Origin of the sequence: Cupriavidus sp. SHE, assembly GCF_000812445.1 — a bacterium.
Taxonomy (GTDB): Bacteria; Pseudomonadota; Gammaproteobacteria; order Burkholderiales; family Burkholderiaceae; genus Cupriavidus; species Cupriavidus metallidurans.
In genome coordinates this window covers 48,779-61,285 of record NZ_JWMB01000042.1, presented here as the reverse complement: position 1 = coordinate 61,285, position 12,507 = coordinate 48,779, and the positions used below count along the sequence as shown (strand labels likewise).

Annotated in this window: 14 protein-coding genes and 2 tRNA genes; 11 read left to right on the top strand and 5 right to left on the bottom strand. The window is 61.5% G+C overall.

Features of this window, described 5'->3' with window-relative positions; translation table 11 throughout:
• Positions 1–41: 41 nt before the first annotated feature.
• Both RN01_RS20545 and RN01_RS20540 read right to left on the bottom strand, forming a co-directional pair.
• Positions 42–956: a PP2C family serine/threonine-protein phosphatase gene (locus tag RN01_RS20545; protein ID WP_011515681.1), complete on the bottom strand. Its 915-nt coding sequence runs from the start codon at positions 954–956 to the stop codon at positions 42–44.
• Positions 957–997: 41 nt separating this feature from the next.
• Positions 998–2,059 (bottom strand): serine/threonine-protein kinase, encoded by a 1,062-nt coding sequence (locus RN01_RS20540; RefSeq protein ID WP_008647046.1) that lies wholly within the window; start codon positions 2,057–2,059, stop codon positions 998–1,000.
• Between the two features lie 219 nt (positions 2,060–2,278).
• Here RN01_RS20540 and RN01_RS20535 point away from each other — a divergent pair, with 219 nt between their 5' ends.
• From RN01_RS20535 to RN01_RS20520, 4 genes are all read left to right on the top strand, one after another.
• Positions 2,279–3,214 carry a YicC/YloC family endoribonuclease gene (locus tag RN01_RS20535; RefSeq protein WP_008647044.1) on the top strand — a complete coding sequence of 312 codons (936 nt, stop codon included), beginning with the start codon at positions 2,279–2,281 and terminating at the stop codon, positions 3,212–3,214.
• 4 nt (positions 3,215–3,218) lie between these two features.
• Positions 3,219–3,869 carry a guanylate kinase gene (gene gmk / locus RN01_RS20530; RefSeq protein ID WP_008647042.1) on the top strand — a complete coding sequence of 217 codons (651 nt, stop codon included), beginning with the start codon at positions 3,219–3,221 and terminating at the stop codon, positions 3,867–3,869.
• 84 nt (positions 3,870–3,953) lie between these two features.
• The gene (gene rpoZ / locus RN01_RS20525) at positions 3,954–4,157 is read left to right on the top strand and encodes a DNA-directed RNA polymerase subunit omega (protein ID WP_006578656.1); all 204 of its coding nucleotides are present in this window, start codon (positions 3,954–3,956) and stop codon (positions 4,155–4,157) included.
• Positions 4,158–4,446: 289 nt separating this feature from the next.
• Positions 4,447–6,867, top strand: coding sequence for a bifunctional (p)ppGpp synthetase/guanosine-3',5'-bis(diphosphate) 3'-pyrophosphohydrolase (locus RN01_RS20520; RefSeq protein ID WP_017512803.1), 2,421 nt, complete (start codon positions 4,447–4,449; stop codon positions 6,865–6,867).
• Here the strand turns inward: RN01_RS20520 and greB are convergent.
• Positions 6,864–7,424 (bottom strand): transcription elongation factor GreB, encoded by a 561-nt coding sequence (greB, locus tag RN01_RS20515; RefSeq protein ID WP_017512804.1) that lies wholly within the window; start codon positions 7,422–7,424, stop codon positions 6,864–6,866. The genes RN01_RS20520 and greB overlap by 4 nt on opposite strands.
• A 124-nt stretch (positions 7,425–7,548) precedes the next feature.
• On the opposite strand from greB, the gene RN01_RS20510 reads away from it, so the two are divergent.
• The 4 genes from RN01_RS20510 to RN01_RS20495 all read left to right on the top strand — a co-directional run bounded on the left by RN01_RS20510 (position 7,549) and on the right by RN01_RS20495 (position 8,676).
• Positions 7,549–7,625, top strand: a tRNA-Arg gene (locus RN01_RS20510).
• Positions 7,626–7,822: 197 nt separating this feature from the next.
• On the top strand, positions 7,823–8,089 hold the full coding sequence (locus tag RN01_RS20505) for a hypothetical protein (RefSeq protein WP_017512805.1): 267 nt from the start codon (positions 7,823–7,825) through the stop codon (positions 8,087–8,089).
• Between the two features lie 163 nt (positions 8,090–8,252).
• Positions 8,253–8,492, top strand: a complete 240-nt coding sequence (locus tag RN01_RS20500) for a hypothetical protein (protein WP_017512806.1) — start codon at positions 8,253–8,255, stop codon at positions 8,490–8,492.
• Positions 8,493–8,599: 107 nt separating this feature from the next.
• Positions 8,600–8,676: transfer RNA gene (locus RN01_RS20495), tRNA-Met, on the top strand.
• A 179-nt stretch (positions 8,677–8,855) separates the two neighbouring features.
• Here RN01_RS20495 and RN01_RS20490 read toward each other — a convergent pair.
• Together RN01_RS20490 and RN01_RS20485 are read right to left on the bottom strand one after the other, a co-directional pair.
• Positions 8,856–9,116 carry a hypothetical protein gene (locus tag RN01_RS20490; protein WP_017513108.1) on the bottom strand — a complete coding sequence of 87 codons (261 nt, stop codon included), beginning with the start codon at positions 9,114–9,116 and terminating at the stop codon, positions 8,856–8,858.
• Positions 9,117–9,166: 50 nt separating this feature from the next.
• Positions 9,167–9,457: a hypothetical protein gene (locus RN01_RS20485; protein ID WP_017513107.1), complete on the bottom strand. Its 291-nt coding sequence runs from the start codon at positions 9,455–9,457 to the stop codon at positions 9,167–9,169.
• A gap of 244 nt (positions 9,458–9,701) precedes the next feature.
• Here RN01_RS20485 and RN01_RS20480 point away from each other — a divergent pair, with 244 nt between their 5' ends.
• The 3 genes from RN01_RS20480 to lpxO all read left to right on the top strand — a co-directional run bounded on the left by RN01_RS20480 (position 9,702) and on the right by lpxO (position 12,475).
• Positions 9,702–11,114: a DUF2252 domain-containing protein gene (locus tag RN01_RS20480; protein WP_017513106.1), complete on the top strand. Its 1,413-nt coding sequence runs from the start codon at positions 9,702–9,704 to the stop codon at positions 11,112–11,114.
• 26 nt (positions 11,115–11,140) lie between these two features.
• Positions 11,141–11,452, top strand: a complete 312-nt coding sequence (locus tag RN01_RS20475) for a hypothetical protein (protein ID WP_008649737.1) — start codon at positions 11,141–11,143, stop codon at positions 11,450–11,452.
• A gap of 120 nt (positions 11,453–11,572) precedes the next feature.
• On the top strand, positions 11,573–12,475 hold the full coding sequence (gene lpxO / locus RN01_RS20470) for a lipid A hydroxylase LpxO (protein WP_011515693.1): 903 nt from the start codon (positions 11,573–11,575) through the stop codon (positions 12,473–12,475).
• The last annotated feature ends 32 nt before the right edge of the window (positions 12,476–12,507 follow it).

The following is a 12,507-nucleotide window of genomic DNA, read 5'->3' as shown; positions in this document are numbered from 1 at the left end:
ACGCCGGCGAGCCTTGCGTGCCTGCCGGGACCCCCGGCGCCTCAGCGCATCAGGTTGCTGGTCTTGTCGATCGCCGCGCGAATCTCGGCAATCGAGCGTTCGATTTCTTCCTCGGACAGCAGATCGGTCTCGCTGCCCGTGCGCTCGAGGATGGAAGTGGTGAACGCATTGAGCGGCAGGGTGTCGGTCAGCACTGCGTCGTCGTTCGGCACATTGGCGTCCGCTTCCCACATCATTGCGATGGCTGTGGTGTTATCGGCACCTTCGCCGGCGTTCGCAAGCGCCCGTTCGATCAGGTCAGGTATCGCATGGACCACCGAAAGATGGGTGACCTTGTCGACGATGATGTCTTCCTCAAGGCTGCCCCAGAGGCCGTCGGAGCACAGCAGCGCCACGTCGCCCGGGTTCAGCCGCACCGGGCCGCCGATGTCGATCAGCGGCAGGTTCGGCGAGCCGAGGCAGTTGTAGAGCTTGTTGCGTTCCGGGTGGTTGGCCACGTCCATCGGCAGCACGCGTTCCTGCTGCAACAGATTCTCGATCTTCGAGTGGTCGCGCGTGCGGGTCAGCAGGGCGCCTTTGCGCATCAGGTAGAAGCGCGAGTCGCCGGCGTGCGCCCAGTGGATCTGGCCATGCTGGATCAGGCAGCACACCACAGTGGTACGCGGGATATCGGCCAGCCGGTTGGCTTCGGCATAGCGGTGGATCTCGCGATGCGCCAGCATGATCGTGTCCTGCAGAAAGTCGGCAGGATTCCGGATCGCCGGACGGGCCTGGGTCTGGAACTGGCGCGCCAGCGTCTGCAAGGCTTGCTGCGCGGCAACTTCGCCGAGCGCGTGGCCGCCAAGGCCATCGGCCAGCACCATCAGCAGGGCGTCGCGCGTGAAGCAGTAGCCCATGCGGTCCTGGTTGATACGGCGGCCGCCCTTGCGGCTTTCCTGATAGACGGAGAATCGCATGTTGGCTTAGCGGAATGCGTTATGTTCGTGCCGGTTTGGCATCAGTTGCCGCCGTGGCCTGCCTCGGTGGCGGGCAGGGCCTTCTCTTCGCGGCGGCGCAGCAAGGTCATGAAGCGGCTGGTGGCGTTCAGGCGCTCGGTGACGGGGCCTGCGGGATTGGCGGCCATGGCCGCAGCCGACTGCTCGCCCAGCGCGTTCGATTGGTCGCGCAGTTCCTTCTGCAGCCGGAACACGCTTTGCGGCCGCTCGGCCGGCGTCAGGCGCAGGCACCACTCAACCAGATCGACCAGTCCGTTCGTGTAGGTGGCCCGCAGCCGACCGAACGACTCGGTCATGCGGTCTTCCTTCTCACGCTGGTTGGCCTCCTGCGGCGGCATTCCGGCCATGCAGGCATAGAGCGTGGCGCCCAGGCTGTAGATATCGGTCCACGGGCCGAGGTCCGTATGCTTGCCGTAGAGCTCGGGTGCCGCGAACCCCGGGGTGTACATCGGCTGGAAACGCGATGCTTCCATGGTCAGGATCTGGCGGGCCGCGCCGAAATCAAGCAGGATCGGCGATTCGTCCTCGCGCAGGTAAATATTTCCCGGCTTGATGTCCAGATGCAGCAGCTTGTGGATATGCACTTCCCGCAGGCCGCTCATCAGGTCGTGGAATACCTTGCGGATGAACCGTTCGCGGAGGACTTTGGCCTTGCCCTGCTGCCGGGCCTGCAGGATATGCTCCTGCAGCGTCTTGCCCAGCTCGTAGTTCATGACCATGTAGACCGTGGAATTCTCGCGGAAGAAATTCACCACGCGGACCACGCTGGGGTGCGAAATACGGGCCAGCGACCGTCCTTCCTCAAAGAAATACTTCAGGCCAAGGCGAAATGAGGCCACGTTCTCGTCCGGAACGACCGGGATCAGCTCGCCGGGACTGCGGCGGGCCAGTGACGACGGCAGGTATTCCTTGATGGCCACCGGGGCGCCCGTTTCGTCCGTGGCGAGGTAGACGAAACTGAACCCCCCACTGGCCAACTTCTTTACAATACGGTAGTTGGCCAGCAGCGTGCCGATTGGCAGCGGCGCGCTCTTGGACTGGTTAGCGCCCTTGGACTCTGTCATAGGATTCGGGACCTTATTTGCTCCCGGATTCTCCGGGCTAATCGGTCACTTGTAAAGAATTCATTGGCGGGGACTGTTGCCAAATATCCGCGTTTTTCTGCCTCTGTTTTCAGTTGATTTTTCAGGCGATCGGCCTGCCCCCGATCCTTTCGGGGAGCCGGTCGCCGCGCCTTACCCGGCGTTTTTCGATTATTCGATTTTTTCGCGAGATTACCGACGATGATCCACAGCATGACAGGCTATGGCCTGGCCACGGGCCAGGCACCGCTCACCAACGCCCAGGGCGAACCGAGTGGCCGTACCGCGTCGGTTTCGGTGGAGTTCCGCACTGTCAACTCGCGCTTCCTCGACCTGCTGTTCCGCGCGCCGGAAGAGTGTCGCGCCTTCGAGCCGGCCCTGCGCGAGATGCTGATGGGCGAGCTGTCGCGTGGCAAGCTGGAGTGCCGCATCAACCTCCAGCGCACCGACACCGGCGGCGCCACGCTGGCGCTGAACCAGACGCTGCTCGACCAGATCCGTGCGCTGGAAGCCACCGTCGGGGCAACGTTTGCGTCGGCCGGCACGATGCGCATGGGCGAAATCCTGCGCTGGCCGGGCGTGCTGGTGGAGCCCGAACTGTCGCAGGAAGCCCTGCGCGATGCCGTGATGGGCGCCGCCCGGGAAGCGCTGAACCAGCTTCTGGAAGCCCGCCGCCGTGAAGGCGCGGCGCTCAAGGCCACGCTGGAGGAGCGGATCGACGCCATGCTGGCGATCGTCGAGCGCCTGACGCCGATGATTCCGCAGTTGATCGCCCACCACCAGGAAAAACTGACCGAACGCCTGAAGGAGGCTTTCAACCTGGTCGCGCCGAACGGCATGCCGTCGATGAGCCGCGACGAGATTGCCGAGCGCATCCGCCAGGAAGCCACGGTCTACGGCATCCGCATCGACATCGCCGAAGAACTGGCGCGCCTGCAGACCCATCTCAACGAAACCCGGCATATCCTGAAGAAGGGTGGCCAGGTCGGTAAGCGGCTGGACTTCATGATGCAGGAGCTCAACCGCGAAGCGAACACGCTCGGCTCGAAAGCCGCCGCGAAGGAACTCGCCGATGCCTCGATGGAGCTCAAGCTCCTGATCGAGCAGATGCGCGAGCAGATTCAAAACCTCGAATAAGATCATGAGCGAAACGACCCACACCGCCATCGATACCGCCTATCCAGGCAACCTGTTCATGGTGGTGGCCCCGTCCGGGGCCGGCAAATCCACGCTGGTCAACGCGCTGCTGGCGCAGGACAAGGCAATCCGCCTGTCGATCTCGCACACCACGCGCGGTCCGCGTCCCGGTGAGCAGAACGGCCGCGAGTACCACTTCATCTCCGTGGACGAGTTCCGCGCCGCGCGCGATCGGGGCGAATTCCTGGAGTGGGCGGAAGTGCACGGCAATTACTACGCCACGTCCCGCGTCTGGATCGAGCAGCAGATGGCCCAGGGTACCGACGTGTTGCTGGAGATCGACTGGCAGGGCGCGCAGCAGGTGCACAAGCGGTTTTCGAACGCCGTCGAGATCTTCATCCTGCCGCCGTCGCTGACGGCGCTGGAAGAACGCCTCAAGAAGCGGGGCCAGGACGAGCCCAATGTGATCGTCCGCCGCCTGCTTGCCGCGGGTAGTGAGATGTCGCATGCATCGGAGTCCGATTACGTGATCATCAACGAGGTATTCGATGACGCGTTGAAGCAGCTGCAGAACGTCGTTCACGCGACCCGTTTGCGCTTTTCGTCGCAGAAAGCACGACACGCCGAGTTGTTCATCGAGCTCGGAATTCACTAAAGCAGGCGCGTGGCCGGAAGGTTCCGGCCGCGTGCTGTAAAATACCGGCCTGTCGAACAGGTTTCATCCCAAGGTGGATTTGATATGGCGCGTATTACCGTCGAAGATTGTCTGAAACACATCCCGAACCGCTTCGAGCTCGCTCTCGCCGCGACGTACCGTGCACGTCAGCTCGTGCAGGGTCACACGCCCAAGGTCGAGGCAAAGGACAAGCCCACCGTGGTGGCGCTCCGCGAGATCGCATCGGGCCAGGTTGGCATCGAGATGCTGAAGAAGGTACCGACCTGATTGCCGGGACGGCCTGTGGTTCATCGTCGCTTCGCATATATGCGCTTTCAGCCGCGCGTTCCGCTGAATGACAGGGGCCGTCCCCATGACTTTCCCGCCGCCCGATCCTGCCGTTGCTCCGCCCGCCGAACCGGCGTCGCGGGCTCCGCATGGCCGGCCGGCGACCAGCGGGCAGTCCGCCTCCGCCACGACAGTGGGTTCCGGAGCGCCGCTGCCGGCTTCCTCCGCACTGGCGTCCACACCATCGCAAGCCGGACCGACCGGACGTAAGCGTCCAGGACAATCCACTGTGACTGCCCGTACCGGTGCTCCCAATCTTCCCGATCCGCTCGGCGACAACGTCGTCGGCGAGCGTGCCGTCGTACCGCCGATCCAGCAAGGCAAGTCACGCACCGCGTTGACCAACGAGCTCAATGCCGAGCCCGTGGCTGGCACGGTGCCCGCGGCTCCCGGTGGCGATCTGTTCATCGACGCCGTGCTGGCGCAGTCTTATCGGCACTTTTTCGGGCCGACCTCGCAGCCGGCGGTGCCGCCGCGCCAACAGGTCATCTCGATCACGCGGCTGATGGAGAAGCTCGTGTACCTGAAGCCTGCCGATCAGGCCCTGGTGCGCGAGGCATTCCAGTTTTCCGACGAGGCCCACCTGGGCCAGTACCGGCAAAGCGGGGAACCGTACATCACGCACCCGGTGGCGGTGGCCGAGCTTTGCGCCGACTGGAAGCTCGATGTGCAATCCATCATGGCGGCGCTGCTGCACGACGTGATGGAGGACCAGGGCATCACGAAGAGCGAACTGGCCGAGAAATTCGGTCCGAAGGTCTCCGAACTCGTAGATGGTCTGACCAAGCTGGACAAGCTCGAATTCCAGAGCCGGGAGCAGGCGCAGGCGGAGAGCTTCCGCAAGATGCTGCTGGCGATGGCGCGCGACGTGCGGGTGATTCTGGTCAAGCTGGCCGATCGCACGCACAACATGCGTACGCTCGATTTCGTGCCGCCCGAGAAGCGGCGACGGATTGCGCTGGAGACCATGGAGATCTACGCGCCGATCGCGCATCGGCTGGGTCTCAATACGATTTATCGCGAGCTGCAGGAACTGTCGTTCAAGGTCGGCTCGCCATTCCGCTACGCCACGCTCGAGAAAGCCGTGAAGGCCGCGCGCGGCAACCGGCGCGAAGTGGTCAAGCGGATTCTGGAAGCCGCCCAGTCCGCGCTGGCCGGGGCCGGCATCGTGGCGGAATTGTCGGGCCGCGAGAAGACGCTCTACAGCATCTACCGCAAGATGCACGACAAGCAGTTGTCGTTCTCGCAGGTGCTCGATGTCTATGGTTTCCGCGTGGTCGTGGAAACACAGATGCACTGCTACATGGCGATGGGCGCGCTGCACGGCCTTTACAAGCCGATGCCGGGCAAGTTCAAGGATTACATCGCCATTCCGAAGATCAACGGCTACCAGTCGCTGCACACGACGCTGGTTGGCCCGTTCGGCACGCCGGTGGAGTTCCAGATCCGCACCCGTGGGATGCATCAGATCGCCGAGGCCGGCGTGGCTGCGCACTGGATGTACAAGCACCAGGCGGATCATGCCAACGATATCCAGCAGCAGGCGCACCAGTGGCTGCAGTCGCTGCTCGATATCCAGAGCCAGACCGGCGATTCGCAGGAATTCCTCGAACACGTCAAGATCGATCTGTTCCCGGACGCCGTGTACGTGTTCACGCCGAAGGGGCACATTCGCGCGCTGCCCCGCGGCGCGACGGCACTCGACTTTGCCTACGCGGTCCACAGCGACCTGGGTAACCAGTGTGTGGCGGTCAAGATCAACAACGAGCTTCTGCCGTTGCGCACGGAGCTCAAGAGTGGCGACATCGTCGAGGTCGTGACGGCGCCGTACTCGAAGCCGAATCCGTCATGGCTGGCGTTCGTGCGCACGGGCAAGGCGCGCGCGGCGATTCGCCACTACCTGAAGACCACCAAGCTCGACGAGGCGATCCAGCTCGGCGAGCGCCTGCTGGAACAATCGACGCGCCAGCTCGGCATCGAGCTCAAGGCGGTGCCGCAGTCGGTCTGGGATCGCATGATCCAGTGGACAGGCAACAAGCTCAAGGAAGACATCTTCGCCGACCTCGCGCTGGGACGCCGTGTGCCCGCAGTGGTCGCGCGCCGGATGGAAATCCTGCTGCAGGAACTGTCGGGAGATGTCGACAGCGCGTTGCTGGCAGCCGTCCAGACGTTCGCGGGGGAAGATGCGCCGGCCGTGCCGATTACCGGCGACGAAGGCATGTCGATGATCTTCTCGGCTTGCTGCCGTCCGATCCCCGGCGATTCGATCGTCGGCTACCTCGGCAAGGGCGAAGGGCTGCAGATCCACGTGCAGGATTGCAAGGTGGCCAAGCGGCTGCACAGCAAGGACCCGGAGCACTGGATCGAGGTGATGTGGGCCAAGAAGACGACGCGCGCCTTCGACGTGTCGATCAAGATCATGGTCCGCAACGTCAAGGGTATCGTGGCCCGAGTGGCTGCGGACCTGACCTCCGCGGATGCCAACGTCGCGCACGTGGCGATGGAACCGCAGCAGGGCGGCCATCAGGAGGCTACCTACATGCAGTTCGTGATCCAGGTGCAGAACCGCCTGCACCTGGCCAACGTCATGCGGGCGCTGCGACGCAACCCTGATGTGATCCGAATCTTCCGCGACCGCAACGACGGCTAAGACTTCTGCGGGTAGCGGACTTCCAGAATATCGATCTGTTCCATGCCGGCCGGTGTGCGAAGCGGCACCGTGTCGCCCTCGCGCGCCTTGATCAGTGCCTTGGCGATCGGCGAAATCCAGCTTACGTGATTGCTGTCGAGGTCGACCTCGTCCATGCCTACGATCGTGATCGTCGTTTCCTCGCCTGACTGATTGGCATAGGTGACCGTGGCGCCGAAGAAGATCTGATCGTTGTCGCCCTGCATCGAAGGATCGACGACTTCGGCCTTGTCCAGGCGACGGGTGAGGAAGCGAATGCGGCGGTCGATTTCGCGCAGGCGCTTCTTGCCGTAAAGATAGTCGCCATTCTCGGAGCGGTCGCCGTTCGATGCAGCCCACGACACGATCTGCACGATGTCCGGACGCTCCACGTCGATCAGGTGCATCAATTCGTCGCGCAGGCGTTTGTAGCCCGCGGCGGTGATGTAGTTCTTGGTGCCGGCGGGCAGTGGCGTGGCGCCTTCGGGAAGATCTTCGTCGTCATCGTTCGACGACTCTTTGACAAAAGCCTTGTTCATGGTCCGGATCACTTCATCGGGCTCTCATTATAGGAAGTTGCGACTGCCGAACCCTTCACATGAAAAAAATGCACGAAGGGGGTTCACAAAACTGAAAACTTCTATATAATCTCTTTTCTCGGTTGCGGCTGTAGCTCAGTTGGATAGAGTACTTGGCTACGAACCAAGGGGTCGTGGGTTCGAATCCTGCCAGCCGCGCCAACCTATACGAGAAAAGGGCTTCCAGAAATGGAAGCCCTTTTTTCATTTGCGCATTCGGCGCAATCTTTATCTTCTCCTCCCGTACTTCCCAGGCTCTCGCGCCTATCCTTTCTCCAGTGGTGGATCTTCGAATCGGAACGCATCGCGGCGGACCGGCTCCAGTTTCATATCGTCAGGACCCTCGAGGGAGACAGCTTATGCAGCAGCAAGCAGAAGAGTGGCGAGTGGAGGGTTATCGCGGCATGGATGCGTATGTGCTGGTGACGGAAGGCGCCGGTGCTGCGGGAAAGCGCTGCTGGGGCTATGAGGTCCGCGTAGGTCAGGAAGGGATGGATCCTTCAGATGCCGGCGATACCGAACTCCTGTCATGTGCTCCATCCTTCGTCACGCGCCATGCGGCGGAGGTTGCTGCATTCAGCGCGGCATATGCCCTGATCGACAAGTTGATTGGGCCGGTGCGCTGAGTCCGGCAGCAGCAGGTCAGCCATTGCGATACACGCAATGGCGCATATCAAGCCGAATCCGGCATCGTTTGATCGCGATCATTTTTGCTTCCGGGGATGACTCCTAGCCTGAATGTGAGGCGCGCCAGTACGTGCGCGTCAGCAGCAGAGAAGGGAGTTCACCATGCCCGAGTACGATGGGTTCAAGATCATCTACGAGGTCGTTGCCTTGCCGAAGGGCAAGTGGGCCATCATGATCGAGATCATTCGCCGTGAGGATGGCGAAGTGTTGATGGCATTGCACAACCCGTTCCCGCGCCAGCCGTTCGATACCAGGCTGGAAGCGCTGGATAACGTGAATCGCTATGTCGATGCCACGATCGATGAATTCGAGGCCGCATCGCGTGCGAGCCGCGCCGCATAGGTGCATCTGGGAGGTGATGCTGGTGCCGGTCGCGCGGCCATTCTTAACAATGGTGCAAGAAAGGCTTGCGATGCTCGTGCAATTGCGTCATAATCTCCTTCTTCAGACGCGGGGTGGAGCAGTTTGGCAGCTCGTCGGGCTCATAACCCGAAGGTCGCAGGTTCAAATCCTGCCCCCGCAACCAAGACCTTTATGTATTGGGTCTAAGTCCTCAAGTTGTTCATCGGCCGTCCGGCCAACGTTTTCCCAGATATACGAATTGAAGTTGAGTGCGCGTAAGCGCGGCACTTTTTCATGCGCCGTGTACGCATGTGCTGCATAGAAGCTTGTGTCGTGCCTGTGTGTCGGAAGAGAGCTAGTGGCCTAGCCCTGAATCAGCGAAACAGCCATGGCGAAGGTATCGCGTACTTGAGGTTGATCCTCGCGATCAGCGGCGTCGATGCGATCTCTCAATCGCGACGTCAGCACGTCAAGGTTGCCGCCGGAGCAATGTCGCTTTGCGTCGCGCATGAGCTGCGTGAGTTCCTGGCCAACATCCGCTCCATCGAACGCACTGACGGATAGCGCCGAGATGCGCTCGAGGTAGTTGTTGACCAGCGCTTCGTCATGCTTCGGTTCAGGCATGGCCACTCCTTGTCGAGCGATTGAGAAACGTCTGGGCGCCGGTCAACGTGTTACCGGTCGCGCAGCAGATGCTCCGATATCGTGGCGCGTCGGCGCACGGGTCTCAGCGCACGGTTCGGCCACAGTACATAGTTGGTGTGCGGGTCCATGGGCTTGCCGAAGTAGGAGACCCATACCTGCACTCCTTGTTCGGTTTCGGCAACGATCGCAGCGACCGCGCGGGCCGCAGCGGAGGGGGACTTAAGCAGGTCCGACAGCGCTTCGACGCCTTGGACCACATGATGCTTGACCCCTTTGAACCACACGTATTGACGCATGGCAGCAAGAAAACTTTTGGTCATGAAATTCTGATGTTCTCGTTGGCAATGCGAAACTCAGACCACAGCTTACACGGATAGTTGTGACAGATTTGTAGGGGCCCGTCTGATTTTCTGCGGGCGATCAAGGGAATGTGACTCCAAGGCACTTTCATGGAGGCTGTACCCAGTGTGGGGCGCCAAATTGACAAGCCGTCGGCGTTCGCTTAGCGTGGTTGCATATGCTGCACAAATCAGAAATGTCGTAACGCCCAGACATGGAGGATGTGTGGAAAACGTGGCAGAAGTCGAAGAACGCCGCGCGCGCGGCAAGGCCCTGCGGCAGAAAGTGCAGCGACGTGATCACGCAGTGATTGGCAACGTCGACCGCGATCCGATTTCCCTGCTGGAAGAGAGCAGCGCCGGTCGTGTCTCTCGCCTCGTCCCGCTGCGTTACGGGCGAATGATCGCTTCGCCATTCACGTTCTATCGCGGTAGCGCAATCATCCAGGCACACGATCTGGCCGGAACGCCGAACTCATCGCTCACGATGCAGATCTGCGGCGACTGCCACCTGATGAATTTTGGCGGCTTCGCCACACCCGAGCGCGCGCTACTGTTCGACGTCAATGACTTTGACGAAACCAGCCCGGGACCATGGGAGTGGGACCTGAAGCGCCTGGCCGCAAGTTTTGTCGTTGCCGCACGCCATCTTCGCCACGGCGCCACTGCCGCCGACAACATGGTCTATCAGGTCGCCAACAGCTACCGTGACCGTATGGCCGAGTATGCGGAGATGGCCATTCTCGATACCTGGTACGACCGCATTACCTTCGAGCGCCTGCTCGAATCCGCAGTCAACCCGGAAGTGCAGAAGCGCATCCGGCGCGCGATGGAGAGGGCCGCGGCGCGAACCCATGAATCGCTGTTGCCAAAGCTTACCGAACACGATGGGGACCGCTGGCGCATTCTCGATGCGCCGCCTGCGGTGTTCCATGTCCATGGCGCGCAAACGCTGTTCGAGACCGACGATGACTGGCTCAGTATCGACGATCCGTCCAAGCTGATCGACCAATCCTTCAGCGACTACAAGTCGACGCTTGCGGCCGACCGGCGCCGGCTGCTCGACCATTTCAAGCTGCAGGACATGGCTTTCAAAGTGGTCGGCGTTGGCAGCGTCGGCACGCGCTGCCTGATCCTGTTGCTGATCGATGGCCACGGCAAGCCGTTGTTCCTGCAGGTCAAGGAGGCTACCAAGTCGGTGGTCGCGCGCTACTTCAAGTCGGCGGCGGTGTCGCACGAAGGCCGCCGCGTCGTGGACGGGCAGCGTCTGATGCAGGCGGCCAGTGACCTGTTTCTCGGTTGGTCGAAGGGGCCGTTCGGGCGCCATTTCTACATCCGCCAGTTGCGTGACATGAAGTTCTCGGTCGATATCGAACTCATGGACGCCGATCTGCTGGCGACCTACGGCCAGGTGTGCGGCTGGGTGCTGGCGCGCGCCCATGCCAAGGCCAGCGGCCACGCCGCGGAGATCAGCGGGTATCTCGGCGCCAGCGACCGCATGGCCGAGTCCCTGATCGCCTATTCGAACGCATACGCCGATCAGGTGGAACGGGATTACGATCTGTTCGTGAAGGCCTGTCGCTCCGGGCGCCTTGAAGCACGTACAGATGTTGATATGGCTGCAGATTTCCGCGTGTGACGATCGTTTGTCAGAGGAGGTTGCCGATGACCGAACAGATGCTGCTGCAACTGATGGTGGAGGTGGAGAAGGCCGATCCCATCGACTATGCAAACCTGCCGTTCGACGATGAAGCCCTGCGGGCGATGGCCTGCAAACTGATCGCCGAGCGTTCCACCGAACTCGAGACTTCCGGCATGTCGCATGAGGCGCTGCTGGCCACGCTTTGGGCGTCCACCGCCAAGCTCGTGCTCGAGAACATCGTGCTTAATGCCAGGTTGCTTACCCTGCAGGGCAAGTCGGATGACGCGCGAGTGCTGATCGACAGGATCTCCCGCCAGTCGCGAGGCAAGTCCTGAATGCCCGTGGGCAGATAAAAGAGTCGCCTGAATCACACGAGTGCACCGGGATCGCCGATTCGCTAAAATAGCGCGTTTCCCGCCCGGCACTCGGGCGGTGTCTGTCCTGGAGGATTTCGGGTGATCAAGTGGATTATCGTCGCGGCCTATCTGGGTGCCATCCTGTATGTGCACTTCCGCGGCAAGGTACGTCTGCCTTTTATGCGCCAGTTGCTGGATCATTCAGCGCTGGTCGCGCCTTTTAACTGCTTCATGTACATCTTCTCCGGAGTGCCGCGCACGCCGTACATTCCGGTCGAGCGGTTTCCCGATCTGGAGAAGATCCGTTCGGCCTGGCCGCAGATTCGTGACGAAGGCCTGGCGCTGATCGCGATGCGAAAGATCAAGGCCGCCGACAAGAACGATGACGCCGGATTTAATTCGTTCTTCAAGTACGGCTGGAAGCGCTTCTATCTGAAGTGGTACGAAGCGCAGCACCCGTCGGCGGAAGTGCTTTGCCCCAACACGGTCGCACTGCTGCGCGATATGCCATCGGTCAAGGCCGCGATGTTTGCCGAACTGCCGCCCGGCGGCAAGCTCAATCCGCACCGTGATCCGTTCGCTGGATCGCTGCGTTATCACCTGGGCCTGGCCACGCCGAATGACGATCGCTGCTTTATCGAGGTAGATGGCGAGCGGCATAGCTGGCGTGACGGGCAGGGTGTGGTGTTCGACGAAACGTACCTGCACTGGGCCGAGAACAAGAGCGAGACCGATCGCCTGATCCTGTTCTGCGATATCGAGCGGCCGATGCGCTACCGCTGGGCTGCTGCGGTCAACCATTGGTTGGGTCGCAAGGTGATGACCGCCGCGAGTTCGCCGAACGACGAAAACGACCAGACCGGCATGATCAACAAGCTGTTCCGCTTTGTCTGGCTCGGCGGTCAGTACCGTCGCCGCTTCAAGGCCTGGAACAAGAACCTGTACTACGTGACCAAGTTTGGCCTGATCATCGGTGGCGTCGCGTTGATCGTGTTTATCTGAGTGACGTGCGTCGCTGCAAACGAAAATGAAAA

Bases quoted from the DNA above. Each gene is read 5' to 3' on its own strand.
- RN01_RS20545 (WP_011515681.1), bottom strand. From the start codon at position 956: ATGCGATTCTCCGTCTATCAGGAAAGCCGCAAGGGCGGCCGCCGTATC.
- RN01_RS20540 (WP_008647046.1), bottom strand. From the start codon at position 2,059: ATGACAGAGTCCAAGGGCGCTAACCAGTCCAAGAGCGCGCCGCTGCCA.
- RN01_RS20535 (WP_008647044.1), top strand. From the start codon at position 2,279: ATGATCCACAGCATGACAGGCTATGGCCTGGCCACGGGCCAGGCACCG.
- gmk (WP_008647042.1), top strand. From the start codon at position 3,219: ATGAGCGAAACGACCCACACCGCCATCGATACCGCCTATCCAGGCAAC.
- rpoZ (WP_006578656.1), top strand. From the start codon at position 3,954: ATGGCGCGTATTACCGTCGAAGATTGTCTGAAACACATCCCGAACCGC.
- greB (WP_017512804.1), bottom strand. From the start codon at position 7,424: ATGAACAAGGCTTTTGTCAAAGAGTCGTCGAACGATGACGACGAAGAT.
- RN01_RS20505 (WP_017512805.1), top strand. From the start codon at position 7,823: ATGCAGCAGCAAGCAGAAGAGTGGCGAGTGGAGGGTTATCGCGGCATG.
- RN01_RS20500 (WP_017512806.1), top strand. From the start codon at position 8,253: ATGCCCGAGTACGATGGGTTCAAGATCATCTACGAGGTCGTTGCCTTG.
- RN01_RS20490 (WP_017513108.1), bottom strand. From the start codon at position 9,116: ATGCCTGAACCGAAGCATGACGAAGCGCTGGTCAACAACTACCTCGAG.
- RN01_RS20485 (WP_017513107.1), bottom strand. From the start codon at position 9,457: ATGACCAAAAGTTTTCTTGCTGCCATGCGTCAATACGTGTGGTTCAAA.
- RN01_RS20475 (WP_008649737.1), top strand. From the start codon at position 11,141: ATGACCGAACAGATGCTGCTGCAACTGATGGTGGAGGTGGAGAAGGCC.